Raw genomic sequence first — 24,824 nt, 5'->3', positions numbered from 1 at the left:
CTGAAGCCGAACCAACACTGCGGCTTGTGCGCACATACGATGCCAAGTGCACGTTTTCCGTGAGGCGCACTTTTATCGTTGCTCGTTCGTGGGCGCATCGGAGCTGCGAGTCATTGCACCCGCCGCAACTTGAAGCGAAGAACCAACCACCCAACAGCCGGCAACAAAGCCTATCAGGCCGTTAGGCAGGTTTTGATCAAGGACAAGGATGCTGACGGACAGCGTAGCGGCAATCGCCGCGCTGAACGTTCCAGCCGCACTCATGAGCTCAGCCGGCTCAGAACCATTCCATTCTTCCGAGATGTTCGATGTCGCCCTTCGTGCGACATTGCCGGACAAATCAATCCCGACATAATAGCTGAGAGCTCCATAGAGCATTGTTATCAGCACGATCCAGCCGCTTTCAAACATTCCGCCTTTCTGACGCAACAGGGTCGCACCCACGTAGAGGCCACAAGAGGCCCCAACGGCTGCCAGCCCAATTCTTTCAAGAAGGTGGGCCGACTTGATCAGGCTGGAACGGGCGATCCGAAGACTGCCGACCTGCCTTCTTAGGGAAAAGGCGCTGGAAATTGCGCTGCTAATCTTCATTGGGGGCTCCTCTGGCAGCCTACCGGCCGACCCCGACTAGAAGCTGCCAGGACGCGTTTCTCGATGCCCTTGATTCCAATTTCTGAAAGATCTGTGTTGAGTGATGGGGTTGGCTTGCTCGTGACCAGGACGAGAGCCAATCCAAAGCTGCGAGCACGCGGCTTCGCAGGCATTTGCATCTCACCCGTGTCTGCCAGTTGGCTCCAGGTGCGACAATTTCTTGCGGGAGTGATAGCTCGATAAGAGAGTGATGGAATATGAGGCGGTTCACATGCCGCAGTTCCCTCTCGCTCCATCCAGTCACAATTTCAGGAGGACAAATCCTCATCGTCGCGCCACCCTCCCCCCAAGAGGAGAGAACCCTCACCCGGCGCTGCGCGCCGACCTCACCCGCAAGCGGGAGAGGTAAAAGGAGCTCTTGGCTAGACCGGTGTTCCCATCACCATCACGCCCTCAGTAACCGCGACTGCGATCGACACGCCCCGGCAATTCCTCGCCGCGACGATGACGATCGATGACATCGAGCACGAAATCGACGGCCGTGTCCGGCGTCGTCATGCTGGCATTGTGCGGCGTCAGCAGGATGCGCGGATGGCTCCAGAACGGATGTCCCTCAGGCAACGGCTCGGGTTCGGTGACATCGAGCACCGCGCCCGACAGCGCACCGCTGTCGAGGGCCGCGAGGAAATCGGCCTCAATGAGATGCGGTCCACGTCCGACATTGACGAGGGACGCACCGCGCGGCAGGCGAGCGAATAGATCGGCGCTGAGGATGCCGCGGGTCTCGTCGGTCAACGGCAGCAGGCAGACGAGAATGTCGCTCTGCGCGAGGAAATCTGGCAGCGCCTCTGCACCCACGTGGCAGGTCACGCCCTCGATCTCACGCGCCGAGCGATTCCATCCCGAGAGCGGGAAGCCGAACACCTTGAGGCGTTCGAGCACGGCCTGGCCGAGCTGGCCAAGCCCCATCACACCGACACGCCGCCGTTTCGCCGGCGTGATCCGGATCTCGCGCCAGACCTGCTGCTTCTGCTGATCGATGAACTGCAGGAGGTCGCGATGCAGACCGAGCACGGCCATGGCGACGTACTCCACCATGGTCTCGGCGATGCCGGGCTCCAGCATGCGGACAAGCGGAATGTGCGCGGGCACTTTCGTGGCATCGAACTGATCGACGCCAGCGCCGACCGAGAAGACCAGCTCGAGATTGGGAAACGTCGTCGCGATATCGTCAGGCGGCACCCACGCAACGAGATAGCGGACGTTGGCGGGATCGCCGATGTCAGGCCAGAGCCGGAATGGGACATCGGGCGCACGCTCCGCGAAGAAGCGCGCCCATTCGGCGCCGCGAACCATATTGGCCTTGTAGAGAACCGTCATGCGAGCCCTCAGAACGGGCTGACCGGCGCGAGCCGGCGACCGTCGATCATGCGCTTGTGGCTGTAGGCGGCGGGATCGACCAGCGGCGCGGCGCCGGTCACGATGTCGGCGGCGAGCTTGCCGGCGGCGGGGCCGATGCCAAAGCCGTGGCCGGAGAATCCGGTCGCGAGGAAAAAGCCCGGCAAGGCGTCTACCGGCGAGATCACCGGGATCGTGTCGGGCGTGCAGTCGATGGTGCCGCCCCAGGCTTCCGCGATCTCAATGTCCTTCAATTCCGGGTTGGCCTTGATCAATGAGGCCAGCGCCGCATTCACCAGCGACATGTCGGGCTCGGGGTCGCGCACGCGCTCGGTCTCGAACGGCGACGGCTTGTCAAAGCTCCAGCTGGTGCCGCGCACGATCTGGTCGATGAAGGACTTGCCCAACGACAGCTTCAGTCCGTTCTTGCGATGCAAATAGGTTGGCCAGAAGGTGCGCGCATAGCGGAACAGATCGGGCGACAGCTCGACCGTGCCCCGGTTGCGCAGGGCCAGCGTGAAGCCGCCGTCGAGGCGGCGGCGGACGCAGTAGAGATCGGTGCCCAGCGCGCCCGAGGTGATCTCCGGTCCCGGCGTGGTCCGGCAGGCGGTGGCGTTGACGAGGCCGATCGGCAGCTCGATGCCATGACGGCGGCAGAACAGCGACGACCATGCGCCGCCTGACAGCAGCACGGACTGGGTGCGAATGGTGCCCTTCTCGGTGACGACGGCGCTGACGCGACCGCCAGTCGTCTCCAGTCCCCGCGCGGCGCAGCCCTGATGGATGGTGACGCCGTGCTTTCGCGCGGCGGTGGCGAGCGCGGGCACGGCCATCGACGGCTCGGCACGCCCGTCGCTCGGCGTATGCAGGCCGCCGACCCATGTGTCGGTATTGCCCGGCATGCGCTCGGCAACCTCGGCCGGCGTCAGCACGGTGGAGTGGACCTGCATCTCGCGCGCGAGCGCGGCCCAGCGCTCCCAGCTCGCAAGCTCGTCCTTGCTCTTGGTCAGGAACAGAACGCCGGTGCGGCGGAAGCCGGCATCGACGCCGGCGTCGTTCTGCATGTCCTCCCACAGCCGCAGCGCCTCGCGAGCCAGCGGGATCTCCTCGCGCGCGCGGCCCTGCTGGCGGCACCAGCCCCAATTGCGGCTCGACTGCTCGCCGCCGACGTGGCCCTTCTCGACCAGCGCGACCGAGAGACCCTTCTTCGCCAGATGATAGGCCGCGGAGACACCGATGACGCCGCCGCCGATGACGACGACATCGACCTGCTGCGGCAGGCGTTCGTCGCTGTTGATACGGTTGAGCGGCGGGGACATGGAGCACTCCTGGAGTTCAGTTCGAACGATCACGCCTCAGTACAGCTGTCAATCGCATTGCTTGTATGCGCGCCTCCTTGCCATGCGATTCGCCCGCAGGTTGAGGCCGAAGAAGGGCGCCGGCCGACACCACCGCAAATTGCCCCTCGACGCCGCCGCGCGGAGTCTGTAGCTCACATCAAAGCGGCACCCGGGACCGGGCAGCCAGTGCGGTAGTCTTCTTTGGTGGGAGACCATGAAACTCAGGGGGCTTCTGACACTCGCGATGGCCGCACAGGTCGTGGTGACCGCGGCGGCCCTCCTCGCCTCCTATGCCGTGGCCGGACCCGGGTTCGGCATGGCCCAGATCGCAGCCCTAATCGCAAGCGCCGCCGTTGCCGCACTGCTCGTGCACCTCTGCAATCGCGCGATCGAGAGATCGGAGGACAAGCGCGCCGCCACGCAATCGACCGAGCTGGCGCGGGCGCGCAGCGACAGCGCGCAGATGATGCAAGCCGTCATCAAGACCGCGCTCGATGCCTTCATTCAGATCGACGACAGCGGCGCCGTGCTGGAGTGGAGCTTTCAGGCGGAGGCCCTGACCGGATGGACGCGCGAGGAGGCGCTCGGCGCCGACGTCGTCGATCTCATCGTCGCCGAGCCGCTGCGGGCCGCCTTCAGGCAGCGCATGGCGCGGCTGGTGCCGGAATTGTCGGACACGCCGTCCGGCCTGCGCTTCGAGCTCGCCCTGATCCACAGGAACGGCGACCAGATCCTGGCCGAGGCGTCCAGCACGGTGTTGCGGCTGGGCGAGCGCGCCGTCATCAACACCTTCGTCAGGGACATCACCCAGAAACGCGCTGCCGAGGAGCAGCTGGTGCAGTCCCAGAAGATGGAGGCGGTCGGGCAGCTCACCGGCGGCATCGCACATGAATTCAACAACATGCTCACGGTGATCACAGGCACGATCGAGATCCTGGCCGACGCCGTCAGGGACAACCCGCCGCTTGCGACCATCACCAAGCTGATCAGCGAGGCCGCCGATCGCGGCGCCGCGCTGACGTCGAGCCTGCTGTCCTTTGCCCGCAAGCAGGCGCTGCAGCCGGCCGAGATCGACGTCAACGAGCTGCTGGAAGAGCTGGCAAAGCTGCTGCTGGCGACCTTCGACAAGAAGATCGAGATCGTGACCAGGCTCGACCGCAACGTCTGGCTTGCCTATGCCGACCGCGGCCAGCTGAGCTCGGCGCTGCTCAACCTCGCGATCAACGCGCGCGACGCCATGCTGGACGGCGGCAGGCTGACGCTGACGACGCGCAACGTCGTGTTCGGCGTCCGCGAGGCCGTCGCGGTCGGCGCCGGCTATGCCGGCGACTATGTCGAGATCGAGATTGCCGACACCGGCACCGGCATTCCGCAGGCCATCCTGGAGCGGATCTTCGATCCGTTCTTCTCCACCAAGGACGTCGGCAAGGGCACGGGACTCGGGCTCAGCATGGTGTTCGGTTTCGTCAAGCAGTCCGGCGGCGGCATCAAGGTCGCCTCCGAAGAAGGACGCGGCACGATCTTCACGCTCTATTTGCCGAAGGCGGAGGCGAGCGCGCTACGCCCGACCGGCTATGACGACCGCAAGATCGTGGGCGGCAGGGAAACCGTGCTCTGCGTCGAAGACGACCGCGACGTCCGCCAATACGTCACGGTCCAGCTCGAAGGGCTCGGCTACAAGGTCATCCCGGCCGCCAATGCGACCGAGGCGCTCGCGATTGCGGCCGAAGGCACGCCGTTCGACCTGCTCTTCACCGACATCGTGATGGCCGGCGGCATGAATGGACGCGAGCTCGCCGAGCAGATGGTGGCGGCGCGCCCCTCTCTGCGGGTGCTGTTCACGTCGGGCTACGCCTACGATTCGCTGCACGCGCAGGGACGTGCGACGATGGGCGCGCCGCTCTTGAGAAAGCCTTACCGCAAGGCCGAGCTCGCCCGCATGCTGCGCCGCTGCCTCGACACCGCCGTCGATTCCGCCGGCGACGCGATCCCGACGCCCTACTCGGTGCAGGCGGATGTCGAGGCGTTCCTGCGCAAACAGGCGGCGGAAGACAACGGCACGACGCGGCCGCGGAAATAGCTCTCTCGCGCTAGCTCATCCGTCGCCGCAGCGTCGCCGACGGCGTCTCGCCGAATTTTTCGCGGTAGGCGCCGGCCATACGGCTGAGATGGGTGAAGCCGAGATCGAAGGCGATGTCGGTGATGGAGGCATCGGGCGCGGCCTGCGCCAGGCGGGCGTGCAGACCGGCGAGGCGCATGTCGAGCAGCATCTGCGAGATCGACAGGCCGAAGTGACGGCGGAAGCCGAGCTGGAGCGCGCGGATGCCGATGCCGGCGGCACAGGCGAGCCGCGCAAGGTCGAGCGGCTCGCCGGCATTGTCCGCAAGATGGTCCCGCGCCGCGCGGAGCGCGCGCGGCAGCCGCTCGGCCTGCCCCGAAAACGTTTGAATCGCATCCGACAGGCCATGGCGCTGACCGTTGAGCAGGTGATCGAGCAGCAGCTCGCGCCAATCGGCCATCGCGACCGCCGACAGCCGGCCGGAGGGACCGAGACGCTCGGCAAGCATCATCAGCTGGGCGAGACTACCGCGCAAGGCGCGCCCGGCCGGCGCCTCCAAATCGATCACGGGATCGAACTCGACCGTGCCTGATGCCCTGCCCGACAGCGCCGCGGCGCGCTGCTCGACCACGCGGCGGTCAAACAGCAGGATCGCCTGCGCGCAGTCGCGCCACATCATCCGGGTCGGGATCGTCGGCGACAGCAGCGACGCCGTCCGCTCCGGCGCGGCGTCGAGCTCGGTCGTGCCGGCGCGAATATAGGCCGTGCCGGTGAGCGGGACCTGCACCAGGAAGAAGCGCTCGAGGCAGCCCGGATCGATGCCGACCGATCCGCCATAGGCCACGTAATTGATGGAAAAGCCGTCGAAGCCGGCGCAATTGTGCCGGGCGGAGAAGCCGGCCGCGCGCGCCTGTGCCGGCTTGAGATCGTGCGGGCAGAAGATGCGCCCGATCTGTTCGGCCGCTTCGTCGACATCGTCGGTGGTGACGCGGGCGAAATCCGCGAGCCGGTCGGCCGCGGGCGCCCTTGCGTTCATTTCCAGCACGGCTGCGGACATGGTCGACCACGCTTCGCGTCACGGAATTGCTTTAAGCCTATAATAGTTCCCCGGACGCGGAAAGGGCGGCTTCGGCAAAATCGTCATGCTGCAGGGCAACAGGCGCTCGCGGATTCGTTTAGCGGATAGACAGGCGACCCATTGTTGACTGAAGCTCCATCCTCGCCGGAATCCATTGGGAGCGCGCCATGACTGCACCTGAAAAGACTGCACTCGAAAAGGGCATTACCGCCGCTGGCACAGGCTACGGCGGCAAGAGCTGGAACATTCTGGGCCAGGTCTACTTCCCCAAGGCCGTCACCGACTCCACCTTTGCGTTCGAGACCAACAGCGATCCCGGCCAGTTCGTACCGGTGCACATCCATCCGACCCAGGACGAGTTCATCCTGGTGCAGGAGGGCACGCTCGACCTCAAGCTCGACGGAAAATGGGTCAAGGCCCATGCCGGCGATCTCGTGCGCATGCCCCGCGGCATCCCGCACGGCTATTTCAACAAGTCCGATAAGCCGTGCCGCGCGCTGTTCTGGGTCTCGCCGATGCAGAAGCTGGAGGCGCTGTTCAACCAGTTGCACAATCTGACCGACCCCGCCGAGGTCGTGCGCATCTCGGCGCTGCATGAGGTCGACTTCCTGCCGCCCGAGGCCAACGACTAGGCACGGACCCCTCGTCCACTTTCATCTGCTTGCAGCTCCGCCGGCCGCGCCTTGCGGCCGAACGTGGCCGCTTGCCCGCGGAAAACACATTGATTGCGAGCCAATCCCATGGTCAGCCCCAAGCATGTCTGCGTGATCGGCGCCGGCGTCTCCGGCCTTGCTGCCGCCAAGGCATTCTCCAGCCGCGGCCACCGCGTCACCATCGTCGAGCGCAGCGCCGATCTCGGCGGCGTCTGGGAGCCGGCGCGCTCCTACCCTGACGTGCAGACCCAGAGCCCGAAGGAGCTCTACCGCTACACCGACCGCGCCATGCCGGAGGCCTATCCGGAATGGCCGACCGGGCCCCAAGTTCACGCCTATCTCGCCGACTATGCCAGGAGCTTCGGTCTCGACCGCATGCTGCGCCTTGGCACCGAGGTCGCCGGCATGGCGCGCCGCGCCGGCAAGCCGGGCTGGACCCTCGCATTGAAAAACAGGGACGGCGCGACCACGAACGAGGATTTCGATTTCGTCGCGGTCTGCACCGGGCAGTTCAACGAGCCGCGCGAGCTGCATTGCCCCGGCGAGGACGCCTTTCTGGCCCAGGGCGGGCAGATCCTGCATTCGTCGAAATACGGCGATCCCACGCTGGCGAAAGGACGCCGCGTGGTCGTACTCGGCGGCTCGAAGTCCGCGACCGACATCGCCGTCAACGCGGTGAAATCGGGCGCGCGCGAGGTCACCATCGTGATGCGCGAGCCGGTCTGGCGCATTCCCTATTTCATCGGCGGCCTCGTGAACTTCAAGCGCATCCTCTACATCCGCGCGCAGGAGGAGATGTTTCCAGGCTGGGGCATCGGCGCGATGACGCGGCTTGCGCACCGCATCGCCGCGCCGCTGGTGTGGGCGAACTGGCGCGGGCTGGAGAGCCTGCTCAAGGCGCAGCTCAAGCTCGGCCGCTGCAAGATGGTGCCGAAGGAGCGGATCGAGGACGGCGTCAATTGCTCGGTTCCGATCGCAACGCCCGGGTTCTACCCGATGGTCGCCGACGGCCGCATCAAGGCGGTGTTCGGCACCTTCGGCCATTATGACGGCGACAGCATCGTGATGAGCGGCGGCGAGCGCGTGAGCGCCGACGTCGCGGTGCTCGCGATCGGCTACAAGCTCGGCGTGCCGTTCCTGCCCGCGGCCTACAAGCAGAAGCTGGTCGATGCCGACGGGCAGTACCGGCTCTACCGCCTGATCGCCAACCCTGACCTGCCCGAGCTCGGCTTCGTCGGCTTCAACTCGTCATTCTGCACCGTGCTCTGCGCCGACCTCGCCGCCAACTGGCTGGTACGCTATGCCGACGGCCAGCTCGCGAACCAGCCGACGGCGCGGCAGATGCACGACAACATCGAGATGATGCTGCACTTCAAGCGTGTCGAGCGGCCGGCCGCGGGCGTCTATGGCGGCCTCTGCGTCGCGCCCTATCACTACCGCCATTTCGACGAGCTGATGGCCGACATCGGCACCAAGAACCAGAAGACCGGCGGGCTCAAAGGGCGCTTCCAGCCGCCGGATGCGGATGCCTATGCGAAATTCCTGGCGACGGCGCCGGACTATCGCGCGGCCTGAGCAGAAGAATTGCGGCCGAGCGGGATTTGCATCTCGCCAGCCCTCGCCTCCAATGCTTACGATCTCCCTGGCATCGAATCGATGGGAAACGGCCATGGGATCCAGACGTCTTGCCGCCACGGTCTTTGCGGCTGTTGCCTTCTTCGTCGCGGCGCCGGCCGTCGGACAACAGCGCGCGCTCACGCCGAAGCAATCCGAGGCGCTCGCCACCTATGAGCGGGCGCTCGGCGATTTCAAGTCGATCCTCGCCGAGCGTCGGCGCCAGATCGATGCCAAGGAGCCGCTGCCGAATCTCCCTGGACAGGCGCTCTATCTCGCCCGCGTCGCCGTGATCAGTTCTTACAAGGATCTCACCGACGCCATGCCGTCACGGATCGGCAGGCCCAACAAGTTCGAGATTCCTCCGGCCTATTTCGATGCCGACATCGAGCCGCTGATCGACGAATATTCAAAACTGTTCGACGTCATGGAGGCGCCGCCGGCGAATGCCCAGAACTCGCCGACGCCGTTCAAGGACGTCGTCGATCTCGCGACAGTGATCGCGCGCGCCAAGGGGCTTGCGCCTGAACACGCAGCTGCTGCGGGGCGCATCAGTCTCGGGCTGTTCTTTGCCGAGACCAACGGCAAGCAGAACGTCCGCAACGGACGCTCGAACACCTATATGGGCAGCTTCCAGACCGGCCCCTCCGAAGACCGCAACGGCCGCAGGAAATGGGAGGCCATCAAGGGCGAGATCGCCGCGATCGATCCGGCCTTAAGCGCGCGCGACGACAAGGAGGAGGCGCGGGCGCGCGGCACCGATCACCGCTTCAATCACTGGACCAATGTGCGCGACGGGCTGATGAACGCACATGCGGATGTATTCCGTGAGATCCCTGGAATCGTGAAGACGCTGCCCGAGCCGATCGACCAGATGAAGCTGTTCGAATTGATCCAGATCGTGCCCACCCCGACGAGATCGGCGCTGAAGTCGGGCGACCTCCTGAACTACAGGGTGTCGAGCCCGACCATCATGAAGCATCTGCGCAACAACAGCATCTTTGCTTTCGGACAGGCCGACCGGGCGCGCAGCTCGGCCAGCTTCCGCGAGATCCTCGCCGCGATGTGGCTGTTCAACCGCAAGTTCGAGAAGGCGATGGCGAAATACGCGGAGATCAAGCCGCGCTAACGATCGGTTGCAAATGCTACCGGAAATTGTAGCCTCGCGATCTCATCGACGGCACGGACAATGTCATGCGCATGCTCATTCTCGGCGGCAGCCAGTTTCTCGGGCGCGCGATCGCCACTCACGCCTGCGCCACAGGCCACGACGTGACTTGCGCAGCCCGCGGGCTCGCGGGGCCGATCGCCCCGGGCGCACGCTTTGTGCGGATCGATCGCGACGTAGCTGACGGTCTTGCGCCGCTCGTCGGCGAGACGTTCGACGCTGTCGTCGACGTCTCGCGTCATCCCGGCCAGGTCCGCCGCGCGGTCGCGGCGCTGAAGCGGCCGGGCGTGCACTGGACCTTCGTCTCCACGATCAGCGTGTATGCGGACAACCGGATACCGGGACAGCGCGCCGACACGGCGCCATTGCGCGAGCCTGCGGCCGAGGATCTGGAGCACAGCACCGATGCCATTTACGGCGCGGCCAAGGTCGCCTGCGAACAGGCGGTCGGCGGCGATGCCTTCATCTGCCGTGCCGGCCTGATCGCAGGGCCGGAGGACCCGACCGGGCGCTTCGCTTATTGGCCGGCGCGGCTCGCGCGCGGCGGCGAGGTGCTGGCGCCGGGATCGCCTGACGACGCCGTCCAGTTCATCGATGTCCGGGATCTTGCGCAATGGATCGTGGATGCGGCGGAAGTTCGGCTCACCGGCATCTATGACGGGATTGGACCAGTGCGCTCACGCGGCGAGTTCATGGCCGAATGCGCATCGGCGCTGAACGCATCCTGCACATTCACCTGGGTCGATCGGGCGTTTCTCGAGGCACACGACGTGCGGCGCTGGGCGGGTCCGCGGTCATTACCGCTGTGGCTGCCGCTGCCCGACTTCGCCGGTTTCCTGACTCGCGACACCTCGCCCGCGCGCGCGGCCGGATTGATCTCGCGACCGCCGGGAGACACCGCGCGCGATACGCTGCATTGGCTTCGCGCCAGCGACGGCCCGGTCGTCGGGCTTACCGCCGATGAAGAGCGGGACGTGCTAGCGGCCTGGCATGCGGAAAGAGTGACCTAAGTCTCCGGCCTGTAGCTGTCTGTCAGCGTCTTCGGGAAGGCGAAGAAATCCGCCTCAAAGTCGCTTGGTGAAATGGTAGCGGCGAATGCCGCCGCCCAGCGTCTTGTTGCTGGAGGCATCGGCGATCTCTTCGCGCACGTTCTCATATCCCGCGTTACGATACAGCGCCAGCGCATCCTCCTGAAGCTCGGACGTACTCAGCTGCAACTGCAGACGATCGCGATGGCGGCACTCCTGCTCGGCAAACGCCAGCATCTTTCGCGCAATGCCGCGGCGCCGCGCCGCGGGAGCGACGTACATGCGCCGTAACTCCATCGCATGCTCGCCAAGGGCCTCTAGTCCAAACATACCAACGATTTCGTCGCCATCGACAGCGACCCAAAAACCGCCGTTCCGGCTCGAATAATAATCGGAGAGCCGATCTATCTCCTCTGCGAGCGAGCGACTAATGTATCTTTCAAACGCCTCCTCCAAGCGCGCTGGCGCCAACAGACGATTTACCCGGATGAACAGCTCCCGCACAGGAACTGCATCGGGCGGTGAGAAGGCGCGAATCTGAATCTCTCTTGTCATGGAGCCGCGCGCATTACTCCGTCCGGATCGGCGAATCCTTCAAACCATTATTGTCATAGGCCTTCCGCAGCGTGCCGTTCGTTGTGGCCTCGGTCATGAATTTGGTGACGAAGGCCAAGGGCTGCTCATGGCCGAGCGGCACGGCGACGGCGGTCACTGTCTTCTTGAACGTCTCGTCCAGCACCTTTGTCCCCGGAATCTTCTGGGCCATCTTGTTGAGCTGGTCGCGCGACAGCGCGAAGGCGTCGATCTCGCCGCTCCTGAGCAGGCCGAAGATCTCGTCATAGGTCTGATAGCCCGTGACCTTTGCATGCTTCAGATGCGCGATCGCACCGCGCATGGTGGTGGTGGCGTTGACGGCCGCGACCTTGAATCCGGGCTGGTCGAGCGTCGCAAAATTGCTGACGTTCGAGCCGGGCTTGACGATGTAGGTGGCGTCGGCGACCTCGTAGATCGGGCCGAACAGCATCTTGGTCTCGCGCTCGGGATCTTTAGGAAGCCAGGTGACATCCCAAGTGCCTTTGCCAGCCGCGTCGGTGATCTGTCCGGAGTTCTGGTGGACGACATATTCGACGGGGACGCCGAGCTGGGCGGCCATCGCCTTGCCGAGATCGACGGGAACGCCGGCATAGCCGGCTTCGGTCTTGGTCGACCAGAATGCGCCGCCTGCGGGGCTGATGGCGATCGCGACCCGCAGCTTGCCGGTCGGTGCGATCTCGTCCTTCAGACCGTCTGCTAGCGCCGGCATGGCGACCATCGCTGCGAGAACGAGGCCAGCAAGGCCCGAGTGGAGGGACGTGGGCATGTCATGTTCTCCTCACCTTTTCTTCTTTTCTTCTTGGCTTCTTCCCGGCTGACTCGCGTAGCGTCACACGGTCTTTGACACAATTCTGGTCGATCGTGCGCTCGGTGAAAAGCGTTTTGTCATGACAAATCTGTCAAAGGCCACACCGCCCTGTGCAGCGCAAGGCCGGCGACTGCCATGGCTATGGTGTTCCACGGACGGTCATTTGTTGGTAGCCTGCCGCACCGACAGACGATACTCGGGGGCTAGCGAATGACCTCATCGAATCCTGCATCTCCTGCACGGCGCAATGAAGCGTGGAGACAGGCCGGGCGGACACTGGCCGCCGCTGCGGCCGTGGTCGCGCTGGTCGGTTGCGAGGACAAAAACACGTTCGTGGCACCGCCGCCACCGAAGGTGGACGTGGCAACGCCCGTGCAGCGTCCGGTCACGCGCTACATCGAAGCCACCGGCAACACCGCGCCGATCAAGAGCGTCGATCTCGTGGCGCGGGTGCAGGGCTTCCTGCAATCAATCGACTATCAGGACGGCGCCTTCGTCAAGCAGGGCACCCAGCTGTTCACGATCGAGCCCGAGACCTACAAGCTCAAGGTCGAGCAGGCGAAGGCGGCCGAGGTCGGCGCGCAGGCCACGGTCAAGCAGGCCGAAGCCGATTTCAAGCGGCAGGTCGAGCTCGTGCAGCGCCAGGCGGTCTCGCAATCCACCCTGGACACCTCGACATCGACCCGCGACAACGCTCAGGCCAACCTCCAGCAGGCCCAGGTCAATACGAGGCTGGCCGAGGTCAATTACGGCTACACCAGGGTGACAGCGCCGTTCGACGGCATCGTCAGCGCCCACCTGGTCTCGGTCGGCGAGCTCGTCGGCGTCTCCTCGCCAACCCAGCTCGCGACCATCGTCGCCATGGACCCGATCTGGGTGAACTTCACGGTCAACGAGCAGGACGTGCTGCGCATCCGCGCCGAAGCGGCCCGCCGCGGACTGACCCCCGCCGACATGAAGCAATTCCCGATTCAGGTGGGACTGCAGACCGAGACCGGCTATCCGCATGAGGGCAAGCTCGACTACGTCTCGCCGACCCTCAATACATCAACCGGCACGCTCGCGGTGCGCGGCGTCGTGCCCAACGACAAGCGGGTGCTGCTGCCCGGTTATTTCGTCCGGGTGCGCGTGCCCTTCGACCAGGAGAAGAGCGCCCTGCTCGTCCCCGACACCGCGCTCGGCAGCGACCAGGGCGGCCGCTATCTGCTGGTGGTCAACGGCGACAACGTCGTCGAGCAGCGCAAGGTGCAGATCGGCCCCGTCGACAACGGCCTGCGCGTCATCGAAAGCGGCTTGAAGCCGGACGACCGCGTCGTCATCGCGGGACTGCTGCGGGTGATCCCTGGCCAGAAGATCGATCCGCAAACAACGAAGATCGAGCAGCCGCAGGCGTCTGCCAAGTAGGAGCGCCAGCCATGATCTCAAAATTCTTCATCGAGCGGCCGGTCCTGTCGAACGTCATCGCGCTGTTGATGATCCTGATCGGTGGCGTCGCGCTGTTCAATCTCGCTATCGCGCAATACCCCGACGTGGTGCCGCCGACCGTGCAGGTCACCACTCGCTATCCCGGCGCCGGCGCCAAGACCGTGATCGACACCGTGGCGCTGCCGATCGAGCAGCAGGTCAACGGCGTCGAGGACATGCTCTACATGCAGTCCTACAGCGGCTCCGACGGTACCTATACGCTGACCGTGACCTTCAAGATCGGCACCGACCTCAACTTCGCGCAGGTGCTGGTGCAGAACCGCGTCTCCAGCGCGTTGTCGCAATTGCCGCAGGCCGTGCAGAACCAGGGCGTCACCGTGCAGAAGCGGTCGACCTCGATCCTGCTGTTCGTGACGCTGACCTCACCGGATTCGAGATACGACAGCCTCTATTTGAGCAATTACGCCACCATCAACATCCGCGACGAGCTCTCCCGCCTGCCCGGCGTCGGCAACGTCACCGTGTTCGGCGCCGGCCAGTATTCGATGCGGGTCTGGCTCGATCCGAACAAGCTGCAGGTCCGTGGCCTCGTGCCGCAGGACGTCATCAACGCAATCCAGCAGCAGAGCCAGCAGGTCTCCGCCGGCCAGGTCGGCGCGCCGCCGACACCGCCGGGACAGGCGTTCCAGTACACGCTCAACGTCAACGGACGGCTCGACGACACCAGCCAGTTCGAGGACATCATCGTCAAGTCGGGCAGCAGCGGCGACGTCACGCGGGTGCGCGACGTCGGCTGGGTCGAACTGGGGGCGCAGACCTACAGCCAGATCTTTTCGCTCAACAAGCAACCGGCCGTCGGCATCGGCGTATTCCAGTCGCCCGGCGCCAACGCGCTCCAGGTCGAGCAGGCCGTCGAGAAGAAGATGGCGGACCTCGCCAAGCGGTTCCCGGAAGGCATCAAATACGACACGCCGTTCGACACCACCAAATTCGTCGAGGCCTCGGTGCACGAGGTCTACATGACCCTGATCGAGGCCGGCCTCTTGGTGCTGGTCGTGATCCTCGTGTTCCTGCAGGACTGGCGCGCGATGCTGGTGCCGGCGACGACCGTGCCTGTCACCATCATCGGCGCCTTCGCCGCGATGGCGGCGCTCGGCTTCACCATCAACATGTCGACGCTGTTCGCGATCGTGCTCGCGATCGGCATCGTGGTCGATGACGCCATCGTCGTGGTGGAAGGCGCCGCCCACAACATCGAGCAGGGCATGAACGGCCACGACGCCGCGATCAAGGCGATGGACCAGCTGTTCGCGCCGATCGTCGGCATCACGCTGGTGCTGATCTCGGTGTTTCTGCCGGCCTCGTTCCTCGCGGGGCTCACCGGGCGCATCTATTCGCAATTCGCGCTGGTGATCGCGGCGACTGCGCTGCTCTCCGCCATCAACGCGGCGACACTGAAGCCGACGCAATGCGCGCTGTGGCTGCGGCCGACGGTGCCGCCCGAGCAGCGCAATTTCTTCTACAGAGGTTTCAACGCGGTCTATAACCGCGTCGAGCGCGGCTACACACGACTGATCACCTTCCTCGTGAAGCACGCCACCATCTCGGTCGCGTTCGCGCTGCTGGTGATCGGCGCCAGCGGCTACGGCCTGTCGCGGGTGCCGACCGGCTTCCTGCCGATCGAGGACCAGGGCTATCTGATCGCCGCCGTGCAGTTGCCCGACGGCGCCGCGCTGGAGCGGACGCAAGCCGTGCTCGACAGAGCGAGCGGGCTGATCAAGGAGACGCCCGGCGTGGCGCAGGTCATCACCATCGCCGGCATCTCCGCGCTCGACAACAGCGCCAGCCTTGCCAATGCCGGCGTCGCCTACATCATCCTGAAGGATTGGGATGCGCGCAAAGGACCCGGCGAGGATCTGCGCTCGCTGGTCTATGGGCTCAACGACAAGCTCGCCACCATCATGGAGGCGCGCACGCTGGTGCTGCCGCCGCCGCCGATCCAGGGCATCGGCAACGCCGCCGGCTTCTCGATGCAGGTCGAGCTGCGCGACGGCAACAGCGATTTCGCCAAGCTGCAGGCGATCACCGGCGCGATGGTCAGCAACGGCCAGAGCCAGAGCGCGCTGCAGCGCGTGCAGTCCTCGTTCCGCTCCTCGGTGCCGCAGTTCAACGTCGAGATCGACCGGGTCAAAACCCAGACGCTGCACGTCACGACGGACCAGGTGTTCTCGGCGCTGTCGACCTATCTCGGCTCGTCCTATGTCAACCAGTTCAACAAGTTCGGCCGTGTGTTCCAGGTCTACACCCAGGCCGATCCCGCCTTCCGCGTCACCGAGCGCGACATCGCCAACATGCAGGTGCGCAACTCGAACGGCGACATGATCCCGATCGGCACCGTCGCCAAGATCACGCCGGCCACCGGACCGTCACTGATCAGCCTCTACAATCTCTATCCGTCCTCGACCGTGATCGGCCTGCCGGCGCAGGGATACTCCTCCGGCCAGTCGCTGAAGCTGATGGAGGAGATCGCCGACAAGACGCTGCCGCCGGGCACCGGCTATGAGTGGACGGCGATGTCCTATCAGGAGAAGGCGGTCAGCAACCAGATCTACTGGGTGTTCGGCCTTGCCATGCTGCTGGTCTATCTCGTGCTCGCCGGGCAGTATGAGAGCTGGTACGCGCCGATCTCGGTGATCCTCGCGGTGCCGCTGTCGCTGCTGGGGCCGATGCTGATCCTCTCCGGGCTCAAGATCGACAACAACCTGTATTGCCAGATCGGGCTGATCCTCCTGATCGCGCTGTCGGCCAAGAACGCGATCCTGATCGTCGAGGTCGGGCTGGAGCTGCACGGCCGCGACGGCAAGCCGGTGGTGGAGGCCGCGATCGAGGCGGCGCGTGCGCGCTTCCGCCCGATCCTGATGACCTCCTTCGCCTTCATCCTCGGTGTGGTGCCGCTGGTGCTCGCCACCGGCGCCGGCGCCAGCGCGCGCAAGTCGATCGGCATCACCGTCTTCTCCGGCATGCTGGCCTCGACCTGCCTCGCCGTGCTGTTCGTGCCTGCCTTCTTCGTGGTGGTGCAGCGTTTCGAGAACTGGCGGGCGAGCAAGAAAGCGGTGAAGGTGGAGGCTGTGGCGGAGGTGAAGTAGTAAGGGTTGGTTTGGATCAGCGGCGCCGTGAGTTCGGAGTAACCTCTCCCGCTTGCGGGAGAGGTCGGCGCGTAGCGCCGGGTGAGGGCTCTCACCTCTGGGTGAATGTCCCAATGCGGAGACAGCCCTCTCCCCAACCCTCTCCCGCAAGCGGGAGAGGGAGCGCACCAGCTGCGCGGATGCAGCCGACCTTAAGCCTTCTCCGCCGGAGCCTGCCTTGCCTCGCCGCTCGACACCAGCAGCACCGAGACTTTCGACTGCCGGAGCACGGCGTCGGCGACGCCGCCGAAGGAGAGGTGGTCGGCCTGGATGCGGTCGACGCCCATGACGACGAGATCGACGTCGGTGGTGTCGATCTCGCGCAGGATCGCGGCTTCGGGCGCCCGGTTCACCCGCAGCGTGGTGGTGATGTCAACGTCATAGCGGGCGGCGAGATCGCTGGCGTCCTTGAGAATGCCCGCCTCCTGGCCGAGGCCACGGGAGGCGCCACGCTGCGCGCCCTTGTCGCGCGTGGTCGCGACATAGATCACTCGCAGCGAGCCTGATCCTCCTTGCGCCAACGCGACCGCGACCTCGGCGCCGCGCTTGGAGATGCCACTGCCGGAGACCGGAACGAGGATGTTGAGCGCCTCGGGCGCCGGCTGCTTCAGGTGCTTGCCCTTGGCCGCGACGATCGCGAGCGGCCCTTCGAACTTCGCGGCGATGTCGTCGATCCTCCGGTCGAAACGGTCCTTGGTCGCGATGACCTTGTCGATGCCAACCACCAGAAGATCAAAACCCTTGCGCGCTTCATCGGCGATGGTCTCGCCGAGCTCCGCCTGCCGCGCGCGGGTGACGACATCGACGTTGCCGGCCTCGCCGTCGCCATGGGCGGACACGACTTCGGCGGCTTTCTTCACCACCGCTTCGTGGCTCTCCTCCTGGTCGCGGCCCTTCTCCCGCTCCTTCGCGCTTTTGCCGATATGCAGGACGGTGATCGGCAGGCCGCGCATGCCGGCGATCAGGCCGGCGATGTGCGCGGCAAAGGTGGCGTTGGCGCTTTCGTCCACCGCCAGCAGAGGGCGCTCGAGATTGGCGAGGAAGCCGCGCTTCTCGAACTCCTCCCGCTCCAGCCGCTCTTTCTCGTCCTTGTTCATCGGCAGCCTTGCCAGCGCCGCGCGCAGCATCGGCGGCATCGCCATCGTGGTCACGATCGCCATGGTCACGATCATCGTGAACAGGTTCTGGCTCAGCACGCCGATGGACAGGCCAATGGTCGCGATGATCACCTCGGTCGAGCCGCGGGCATTCATGCCGCTCGCCAGCGCCAGCGATTCCCGATGGTTCAGGCCCCCCAATGTGCCGCCGACGAAGGCGCCGCCGAACTTGCCGACGCTGGCGATCACGACCAGCAGGCCGGTGAGCATCAAGAGATTGGGATCACGCAGCACCGACAGATCAGCGCTGAGGCCGGCAAGGCCGAAGAACACCGGCATGAAGAAGGCGGAGATCAGCCCGCGCAGGCGCTCGTCGATCTGCCGCGTCAGGATCGGGGATTCCCCGACCAGGATGCCGGCGACGAAGGCACCTAACACGGTGTGCACGCCGATCAGATGCGTGATCAGCGCCATCACGCTCATCAACAGCAGGATCACCGTGATCACCGCCGCCGCGCTGACGAGATTGTCGTTGGCCCAGCGGATCAGCTGGAACACCAGGCGGCGGCCGATGGTGAAGCTGACGGCCAGGAAGGCGAGCGTGCCCAGCACGGCTTTCGCCACCGAGGCTATATCCAGCGTACCGTGCGAGGCCAGGCTGAAGATGACGGCGATGATGATCCAGCCGATGGTGTCGTCGATGACGGCGGTCGCCACGATGATCTGCCCGACATTGCGGCGCATGAAATTCATCTCGCGCACCACCACCGCGACGATCTTGACCGAGGAGATCGACAGCGCCGTGCCCATGAACAGTGAGGCCACGAGGCGGGCTTGCGGATCGGGCAGTAGCGCATCGGGCAGAAACTCTCCGAGCGCGAAGCCGCAGGCAAAGGGCACGAGGATGCCGGCGATCGAGATCGCGATCGCGGCCCTGCCGACTTTCCGGACCAGCTTGAGGTCGGTCTCCATGCCGGTGAGCAGCAGCAGGAGCAGGATGCCGAACTGGGCAATGCCGTCGATCATCGCCTTCTGCTCGGGGGTCTTGGGGAAGATCGCGTGCTGCGCTTCGGGCCAGATCCAGCCGAATAGCGACGGTCCGAGGATGATGCCCGCGAGCAACTCGCCGATCACCGAGGGTTGGCCGATCCGCTGCATGATCTCGCCAAGACCGCGCCCCACAGCGATCAACAGCACGATCTGCGCCACCAGCAGGAATTCGGACGGGCCGGCCGATTTGCCGCCCTCGGCACCGGCCGCAATGGTGGTGAGGACAAGCGCCGCGGGGACGAGGCCGACCGGACGGAGCAGGCGCCATGGCATGCAGGTGTCTTTCCCCCTTTGCCTGCCCCGAGGTTGGGGCCACGAGGATAGAACCCGCGGGACGTGGAGCGGGTTCCCGGTTGACGGGGCGGGATATTCACCGTCATTGCGAGCGAAGCGACTTGTCCGCCGAAGCCTTGGCGAAGGGGACTCGCAACTCTGGGTCCCGGCTCTGCGCTGCAACGCTCACGCGTTGCGGCTTGTCCGGGACACGAGGCGCCTCACACCGGCTGTGGCGTCCGGATCTCGCGCGGCAGGATGATGGCGGCTGCGATTGCCAGCAGGCAGAGCGCGGCGAAGGCGTGCAGCATGGTGACGAACCCGCCCTGCTCGTAGAGCCAGGCGACCAGGCCGACCGAGGCGCCGGCCGCGGTGAAGCCGATGAAGTAGCGCACGGCGTAGGCGCGCGAGCGCCATTCCTCGCTGGTGTACTTGCCGACCATGGCATCGTTCACCGTGACCTGCCCGAATGCGCCCATGACGATGCCGATCGAGACCAGGATCAGCGGCAGATTGTTCAGGCTGGCGGCCAGATAGAGGAACGGCGCCAGCATGAAGGACAGCGGCAACGCCACCGTCTTCAGCGAGTAGCGGTCGAGCAGCCGGCCGATCGTGTACTGCGTCATCGCGCCGAACACGTAGACGCAGGCCGCAATGATTCCGAGCAGCGCCGGGCTCTTCGTCAAATCCGCGAGACGCTCCGCGAACAGCTTTGGCAGCGCCACGGTGACCGCGTTGAAAGTCGTGGAGATCGCGATCACCACGATCAGCAGCGACAGCACCACGCGCCACATGTCCTGCTTGGCCACCCGCGCCTGCGCCGCGGCCTGCTTGGTGCCCTTGCGGTCCTCGTGCACGACCATCATCGCAAAGGCGACGCCGATCAGGATCGTGACCACGCCGGGAACGATGAAGGCGAAACGCCAGCCGAGATATTGGCCGATCACGCCTGTCACCAGCGCCGATGAGGCCACGCCGAGATTGCCCCAAACGCCGTTGATCCCCATCTCGCGGCCGAGCCGGTCGGCATAGGACACGATCATGGCGGTGCCGACGGGATGGTAGATCGAGGCAAAGATGCCGATCGCCAGCAACGCCGCGCCGAGCTGCGCCGGGGTCTGCACGAAGCCGACCGCGATCATGGAGAGGCCGATGCCGACGAAGAAGATCAGCATCATGTGGCGGCGGCTCCAGCGGTCGCCGAGCCAGCCGGTGAGCAGCGAGCCGGCGCCGAAAGCCACAAAGCCAGGTGTCGCGTAGGGCAGAAGTTCCGAATAGGCCATGCCGAGCGCCGGCCCCATGATGATGACGGCGGCGGCGAAGATCAGCATCGAATAATGGTCGATGAAATGGCCTGCGTTGACGAAACCGATGACCCGGCTGGGGCTGTTCATACGAATCCTCTCCTGCTCCGAAATGAGTTATATGTCCTCCCCATGACGGGATGCTGCCAATGACTGTCTTGGAAACGCCAATCTTGGAAACGCCAATCCTGCGGGAGGTCCGGAGCAACCATCGCTCGCCCGCGGGCGTGCACCTGGTCGCGCGCGACTACCCTAAGGGTTTGCGGATCGATCCGCATTTGCACCGCGAGGCGCAGCTGATCTATGCGGCCAAGGGCACCATGCAGGTGACGACGCCGGGGGGACGCTGGCTGGTGCCGCCGGACCGCGCGGTCTGGGTCCCGGCCGGGCTCCAGCATGCCATCGATCTGCTCGCCGACATCGAGATGCGCACGCTGTATTTCGACCTGTCCTGGCTCAAGCGCGAGCAGCGCTATGACGGCCTGACCCGGGAATTCGTGGTGCGGGTGTCGCCGCTGCTCAATCAGGCGATCCTGGCGCTGTTCGACGCGCGCAACACGGAGGAGCGCACCGAGCTGCTGGTTCGCCTCGTCATGCTGGAATTGCACCAGGCTGAGGATTCCGCGACCTTCGTGCCGCTGCCGCGCGAGTCGCGCTGCCGCCGCGCCGCCCTGATCGTGCTCGACGATCCGACCGGCCTGCACGACATCGACACGCTCGCGCGCGAGGTCGGAACTTCCGCGCGGACGCTGTCGCGGCTGTTCTCGACGGAAACGCAGCTGAGCTTCAAGAGCTGGTGCCAGCGCGCGCGGATTGCTGCGGCGATCCAGCGCCTGTCGACGGATGCGAATGTGTCGGTGAAGCAGCTGGCAACCCAGCTCGGCTATGCCAGCGTGCCCGCGTTCTCGGCCGCGTTCCGCCGAGTGACCGGGCGGACGCCGACGGAGTTTGCCGGCAAAGCTTGAGGCAGCCTCGGTATGCGAGCACAGAACTCGTAGGGTGGGCAAAGCGCCGCCGTAGCTCGAAGAGCGAAGGCGGAAGCGTGCCCACGGTTTCTTCGCTGCAGTCAAAGGATCGTGGGCACGGCGCAAGGGCGCCTTTGCCCACCCTACGGCAGCTCGTTTGGGGTGAGCACACCCGCTCCCTCAACGCCCACGCTATGCCGTCATTCCCCAAACGCACGGCCCAACTAAAGTTGCCGCATTCCTCCGCTTGATTGTGATCGGTTTCCGCCCAAATCCCGTGTAAGCTTCGGCAACGCACAAACCTGATACGAAAGCCCCGATGGCCAACGCCTTCTTCTCCGACCTGCTCGCCACGATCTCCGAGCGCGGCCGCACCCTGCTTCGTCGCGGCGAGTCCGCCGACACCAGACGGGATGCCGACGGGCTGATCGATCTCTGCGATGCGCTGCTGTCGGGCCGGGGCGAGGCATCGGGCATCGCCATCGCGCGTGAGGTGCTCGACATCTACCGTGAGCTGGATGCGGCGGGACGCCGCGCCTTCTTCGACGGACTGGTGCGCGATTTCGGCCCGGACCGGGAGCGCCTGGCCAAGGCGATCGAGAAATGGCGCGCCGCGCCGAGCGACGAGGACGCGAGCTCGCTGCATTTCGCCTCGGAGCCGCGGCGGCAGGAGCTGATCCGTCGCCTCAACCGTGCGCCCGGCGGCACCGGCGATCTCGTCAACATGCGCGCCGATCTGCTCGGCATGATGAACGGCCACACCGACCTCGCCGCGCTCGATCGCGACGTCTCGCATCTTCTCTCTTCGTGGTTCAACAGGGGGTTTCTCGTGCTGCGCCGGATTGACTGGTCGTCCCCGGCCAACATCCTCGAAAAAATCATCCGCTACGAGGCCGTGCACGAGATCTCCGACTGGGACGATCTGCGCCGCCGCATCGATCCGGTCGACCGCCGCTGCTACGCCTTCTTCCATCCCGCGATGGTCGACGAGCCCTTGATCTTCGTCGAGGTGGCGCTGACCGAGACCATCCCGGGCGCGATTGCGCCGCTGCTTGCAGTCGACCGCCAGCATCTGCCGATCGAGCGCGCGCGCACCGCCGTGTTCTATTCGATCTCCAACACCCAGCGCGGTCTCGGCGGCATCTCCTTCGGCAGCTTCCTGATCAAGCAGGTGGTCGAAGAGCTGCGCCGTGAAACGCCCAAGCTCGACACTTTCGTGACGCTGTCGCCGGTGCCGGGTTTCATGCCATGGCTGAAGCAGGACAAGGACTTGCCGCTGTCCGACGAGGACCGCGAGGTGCTGAAGCGCCTCGACGATCCCAAATGGTTCGAGAGCCCCGAGACGACGGCACAGCTCCGCGCCGTGATCGAGCCGCTCGCGGCACACTACTTCCTCAAGGCGCGCACGCCGAAGGGCAAGCTGATCGATTCCGTCGCCCGCTTCCATCTCGGCAATGGCGCCAGGCTGGAGCGCATCAACTGGCTGGGCGATCTCTCGCCGAAGGGCGTGCGGGAATCCGCCGGCGTGATGGTCAACTACCTCTATCGCCTCGACGACATCGAGAAGAACCACGAAGCGTATGCGAACGACGGCGAGGTGGTGGCGTCCAGTGCGGTGAAGAAGCTGCTGAAGGGCGAAGGGCGACGGCTGCTGGATATGCGGTTGTCGTAAGCCACACAGTCAGTCGTCGTCCCGGACAAGCGCAGCGAAGCGGAGCGCAGATCCGGGACCCAAAACCACAGGATTGGGTTTGGCGAAGACTCGGTGTCAGCTCGCTCCCTAACCTCTCCCTGGGGTTATGGGTCCCTGCTTTCGCAGGGACGACACCGAGTAAGTGGCGCGATTGTCGCGCGCCACTCGCGCTTAGCAACCCCTACTCCGCCAGCGCCTTCATTTCCTTGTAGAGATCCGACTTGCCCTCGAAGCCGATGCCCGGAAGGTCTGGCATGGTGATGTGGCCGTTCTCGACGCGCACGCCATCCGGGAAGCCGCCGTAGGGCTGGAACAGGTCGGGATAGCTCTCATTGCCGCCGAGGCCTAAGCCGGCTGCGATGTTGAGCGACATCTGGTGGCCGCCGTGCGGGATGCAGCGACTGGGGGACCAGCCGTGGGTCTTCAGGACTTCCAGCGTGCGCTGGTATTCGCAGAGGCCATAGGACAGCGCGCAGTCGAATTGCAGCCAGTCGCGGTCGGGGCGCATGCCGCCGTAGCGGATCAGATTGCGGGCATCCTGGTGGCTGAAGAGATTCTCGCCTGTGGCCATCGGGCCCGGATAGAATTCGGCGAGCGCGGCCTGCAGCGCATAGTCGAGGGGATCGCCGACTTCCTCGTACCAGAACAAGGGATAGTCCCGCAGCATCTTGGCATAGGCGATGCCGGTCTCGAGATTGAAGCGGCCGTTGGCGTCGACGGCGAGCTGCGCCTCCTTGCCGATCTCCTTCAGCACCGCCTCGATGCGGGTGCGGTCCTCGTCGATATCAGCGCCGCCGATCTTCATCTTGACGACATTGTAGCCGCGATCGAGATAGCCGCGCATCTCAGCCCGCAGCATCGAGAGGTCCTTGCCGGGATAGTAATAGCCACCGGCGGCGTAGACGAACACGCGCGGATTGGCTTTGACGCCGTGACGCTCGGCGAGCAGGCGGAACAGCGGCTTGCCCGCGATCTTCGCCACCGCGTCCCAAACCGCCATGTCGATGGTGCCGACCGCGACCGAACGCTCGCCATGGCCGCCCGGCTTCTCGTTGGTCATCATCGCGCCCCAGACCTTGTCGGGGTCGAGATTGTCGCCAGCCGCATTCAGCAGCGACTTCGGATCGGCCTCGGTGATGCGCGAGGCAAAACGTTCGCGGATCAGGCCGCCCTGCCCGTAACGGCCGTTGGAGTTGAAGCCGTAGCCGATCACGCGCTTGCCGTCGCGCACCACATCGGTGACGACGGCGACGAGGCTCGTCGTCATCTTGGTGAAGTCGATATAGGCGTTGCGGATCGGCGAGGAGATCGGTTTTGTAATTTCGCGGACGTCGACGATGCGGACGGACATGGGGCGGCCTTGGGTGTTGAGAGGAATTCGCCGGACTGTCTCCCCGTCATCCTGAGGTGCGAGTGATGGGGCGCTCAGCGCCCCATCGGGAGCCTCGAAGGATGAACGGCCGAGGTGCAGCCGGGCTGTCGCCCTTCGAGGGCCGCTGAA

General features: G+C 65.2%; 18 protein-coding genes. 9 read left to right on the top strand and 9 right to left on the bottom strand.

What is annotated here, in order from left to right:
* Positions 1 to 72: 72 nt before the first annotated feature.
* From GGD65_RS09030 to GGD65_RS09020, 3 genes are all read right to left on the bottom strand, one after another.
* Positions 73 to 591, bottom strand: coding sequence for a hypothetical protein (locus tag GGD65_RS09030; RefSeq protein WP_018318571.1), 519 nt, complete (start codon positions 589 to 591; stop codon positions 73 to 75).
* A 453-nt stretch (positions 592 to 1,044) separates the two neighbouring features.
* Entirely contained in the window at positions 1,045 to 1,971 is a 927-nt protein-coding gene (locus GGD65_RS09025; RefSeq protein WP_183235065.1) for a glyoxylate/hydroxypyruvate reductase A, read from the bottom strand.
* An 8-nt stretch (positions 1,972 to 1,979) separates the two neighbouring features.
* Entirely contained in the window at positions 1,980 to 3,308 is a 1,329-nt protein-coding gene (locus GGD65_RS09020) for an FAD-binding oxidoreductase (RefSeq protein ID WP_183235063.1), read from the bottom strand.
* Positions 3,309 to 3,543: 235 nt separating this feature from the next.
* Here GGD65_RS09020 and GGD65_RS09015 point away from each other — a divergent pair, with 235 nt between their 5' ends.
* On the top strand, positions 3,544 to 5,409 hold the full coding sequence (locus tag GGD65_RS09015) for an ATP-binding protein (protein WP_183235062.1): 1,866 nt from the start codon (positions 3,544 to 3,546) through the stop codon (positions 5,407 to 5,409).
* A gap of 10 nt (positions 5,410 to 5,419) precedes the next feature.
* On the opposite strand, the gene GGD65_RS09010 is transcribed toward GGD65_RS09015, so the two are convergent.
* Entirely contained in the window at positions 5,420 to 6,445 is a 1,026-nt protein-coding gene (locus GGD65_RS09010) for an AraC family transcriptional regulator (protein WP_183235061.1), read from the bottom strand.
* A gap of 188 nt (positions 6,446 to 6,633) precedes the next feature.
* Here GGD65_RS09010 and GGD65_RS09005 point away from each other — a divergent pair, with 188 nt between their 5' ends.
* The 4 genes from GGD65_RS09005 (at position 6,634) to GGD65_RS08990 (ending at position 10,911) form a co-directional block, all read left to right on the top strand.
* Positions 6,634 to 7,098: a cupin domain-containing protein gene (locus GGD65_RS09005; RefSeq protein WP_183235060.1), complete on the top strand. Its 465-nt coding sequence runs from the start codon at positions 6,634 to 6,636 to the stop codon at positions 7,096 to 7,098.
* Positions 7,099 to 7,206: 108 nt separating this feature from the next.
* The gene (locus tag GGD65_RS09000; protein WP_183235058.1) at positions 7,207 to 8,694 is read left to right on the top strand and encodes an NAD(P)/FAD-dependent oxidoreductase; all 1,488 of its coding nucleotides are present in this window, start codon (positions 7,207 to 7,209) and stop codon (positions 8,692 to 8,694) included.
* Positions 8,695 to 8,788: 94 nt separating this feature from the next.
* Positions 8,789 to 9,862: a hypothetical protein gene (locus GGD65_RS08995; protein WP_183235057.1), complete on the top strand. Its 1,074-nt coding sequence runs from the start codon at positions 8,789 to 8,791 to the stop codon at positions 9,860 to 9,862.
* Between the two features lie 65 nt (positions 9,863 to 9,927).
* Positions 9,928 to 10,911, top strand: a complete 984-nt coding sequence (locus GGD65_RS08990) for an NAD-dependent epimerase/dehydratase family protein (RefSeq protein ID WP_183235056.1) — start codon at positions 9,928 to 9,930, stop codon at positions 10,909 to 10,911.
* Positions 10,912 to 10,965: 54 nt separating this feature from the next.
* Here GGD65_RS08990 and GGD65_RS08985 read toward each other — a convergent pair whose 3' ends face one another.
* On the bottom strand, positions 10,966 to 11,484 hold the full coding sequence (locus GGD65_RS08985; protein WP_018318562.1) for a GNAT family N-acetyltransferase: 519 nt from the start codon (positions 11,482 to 11,484) through the stop codon (positions 10,966 to 10,968).
* Between the two features lie 13 nt (positions 11,485 to 11,497).
* The gene (locus tag GGD65_RS08980; protein WP_183235055.1) at positions 11,498 to 12,289 is read right to left on the bottom strand and encodes an ABC transporter substrate-binding protein; all 792 of its coding nucleotides are present in this window, start codon (positions 12,287 to 12,289) and stop codon (positions 11,498 to 11,500) included.
* Positions 12,290 to 12,541: 252 nt separating this feature from the next.
* Between GGD65_RS08980 and GGD65_RS08975 the strand changes: the two genes are divergently transcribed.
* Positions 12,542 to 13,735 carry an efflux RND transporter periplasmic adaptor subunit gene (locus GGD65_RS08975; protein WP_183235054.1) on the top strand — a complete coding sequence of 398 codons (1,194 nt, stop codon included), beginning with the start codon at positions 12,542 to 12,544 and terminating at the stop codon, positions 13,733 to 13,735.
* Between the two features lie 11 nt (positions 13,736 to 13,746).
* Positions 13,747 to 16,902: an efflux RND transporter permease subunit gene (locus GGD65_RS08970; RefSeq protein WP_183235053.1), complete on the top strand. Its 3,156-nt coding sequence runs from the start codon at positions 13,747 to 13,749 to the stop codon at positions 16,900 to 16,902.
* 191 nt (positions 16,903 to 17,093) lie between these two features.
* Here GGD65_RS08970 and GGD65_RS08965 read toward each other — a convergent pair whose 3' ends face one another.
* Positions 17,094 to 19,361 carry a cation:proton antiporter gene (locus GGD65_RS08965; protein ID WP_183235051.1) on the bottom strand — a complete coding sequence of 756 codons (2,268 nt, stop codon included), beginning with the start codon at positions 19,359 to 19,361 and terminating at the stop codon, positions 17,094 to 17,096.
* Positions 19,362 to 19,582: 221 nt separating this feature from the next.
* Positions 19,583 to 20,755, bottom strand: a complete 1,173-nt coding sequence (locus GGD65_RS08960) for an MFS transporter (RefSeq protein WP_183235050.1) — start codon at positions 20,753 to 20,755, stop codon at positions 19,583 to 19,585.
* Between the two features lie 50 nt (positions 20,756 to 20,805).
* Between GGD65_RS08960 and GGD65_RS08955 the strand changes: the two genes are divergently transcribed.
* On the top strand, positions 20,806 to 21,630 hold the full coding sequence (locus GGD65_RS08955) for a helix-turn-helix transcriptional regulator (RefSeq protein ID WP_183235049.1): 825 nt from the start codon (positions 20,806 to 20,808) through the stop codon (positions 21,628 to 21,630).
* A gap of 319 nt (positions 21,631 to 21,949) precedes the next feature.
* Positions 21,950 to 23,302: a malonyl-CoA decarboxylase gene (locus GGD65_RS08950; RefSeq protein WP_179736332.1), complete on the top strand. Its 1,353-nt coding sequence runs from the start codon at positions 21,950 to 21,952 to the stop codon at positions 23,300 to 23,302.
* 202 nt (positions 23,303 to 23,504) lie between these two features.
* Here the strand turns inward: GGD65_RS08950 and tarD are convergent, their stop codons facing one another.
* Positions 23,505 to 24,674 (bottom strand): D(-)-tartrate dehydratase, encoded by a 1,170-nt coding sequence (gene tarD / locus GGD65_RS08945; RefSeq protein WP_183235048.1) that lies wholly within the window; start codon positions 24,672 to 24,674, stop codon positions 23,505 to 23,507.
* Positions 24,675 to 24,824: the final 150 nt, after the last annotated feature.

Origin of the sequence: Bradyrhizobium sp. CIR18 (assembly GCF_014198295.1) — a bacterium.
Taxonomy (GTDB): domain Bacteria; phylum Pseudomonadota; class Alphaproteobacteria; order Rhizobiales; family Xanthobacteraceae; genus Bradyrhizobium.
The sequence above is the reverse complement of the archived record's forward strand: the minus strand, read 5'-3'. Positions and strand labels throughout refer to the sequence as shown.

Bases quoted from the DNA above. Each gene is read 5' to 3' on its own strand.
- GGD65_RS08950 (WP_179736332.1), top strand. From the start codon at position 21,950: ATGGCCAACGCCTTCTTCTCCGACCTGCTCGCCACGATCTCCGAGCGC.
- GGD65_RS08970 (WP_183235053.1), top strand. From the start codon at position 13,747: ATGATCTCAAAATTCTTCATCGAGCGGCCGGTCCTGTCGAACGTCATC.
- GGD65_RS08960 (WP_183235050.1), bottom strand. From the start codon at position 20,755: ATGAACAGCCCCAGCCGGGTCATCGGTTTCGTCAACGCAGGCCATTTC.
- GGD65_RS09000 (WP_183235058.1), top strand. From the start codon at position 7,207: ATGGTCAGCCCCAAGCATGTCTGCGTGATCGGCGCCGGCGTCTCCGGC.
- GGD65_RS08980 (WP_183235055.1), bottom strand. From the start codon at position 12,289: ATGCCCACGTCCCTCCACTCGGGCCTTGCTGGCCTCGTTCTCGCAGCG.
- GGD65_RS08985 (WP_018318562.1), bottom strand. From the start codon at position 11,484: ATGACAAGAGAGATTCAGATTCGCGCCTTCTCACCGCCCGATGCAGTT.
- GGD65_RS09015 (WP_183235062.1), top strand. From the start codon at position 3,544: ATGAAACTCAGGGGGCTTCTGACACTCGCGATGGCCGCACAGGTCGTG.
- GGD65_RS08995 (WP_183235057.1), top strand. From the start codon at position 8,789: ATGGGATCCAGACGTCTTGCCGCCACGGTCTTTGCGGCTGTTGCCTTC.
- GGD65_RS09030 (WP_018318571.1), bottom strand. From the start codon at position 591: ATGAAGATTAGCAGCGCAATTTCCAGCGCCTTTTCCCTAAGAAGGCAG.
- tarD (WP_183235048.1), bottom strand. From the start codon at position 24,674: ATGTCCGTCCGCATCGTCGACGTCCGCGAAATTACAAAACCGATCTCC.
- GGD65_RS09020 (WP_183235063.1), bottom strand. From the start codon at position 3,308: ATGTCCCCGCCGCTCAACCGTATCAACAGCGACGAACGCCTGCCGCAG.
- GGD65_RS08990 (WP_183235056.1), top strand. From the start codon at position 9,928: ATGCGCATGCTCATTCTCGGCGGCAGCCAGTTTCTCGGGCGCGCGATC.
- GGD65_RS08955 (WP_183235049.1), top strand. From the start codon at position 20,806: ATGCTGCCAATGACTGTCTTGGAAACGCCAATCTTGGAAACGCCAATC.
- GGD65_RS08965 (WP_183235051.1), bottom strand. From the start codon at position 19,361: ATGCCATGGCGCCTGCTCCGTCCGGTCGGCCTCGTCCCCGCGGCGCTT.
- GGD65_RS09005 (WP_183235060.1), top strand. From the start codon at position 6,634: ATGACTGCACCTGAAAAGACTGCACTCGAAAAGGGCATTACCGCCGCT.
- GGD65_RS08975 (WP_183235054.1), top strand. From the start codon at position 12,542: ATGACCTCATCGAATCCTGCATCTCCTGCACGGCGCAATGAAGCGTGG.
- GGD65_RS09025 (WP_183235065.1), bottom strand. From the start codon at position 1,971: ATGACGGTTCTCTACAAGGCCAATATGGTTCGCGGCGCCGAATGGGCG.
- GGD65_RS09010 (WP_183235061.1), bottom strand. From the start codon at position 6,445: ATGTCCGCAGCCGTGCTGGAAATGAACGCAAGGGCGCCCGCGGCCGAC.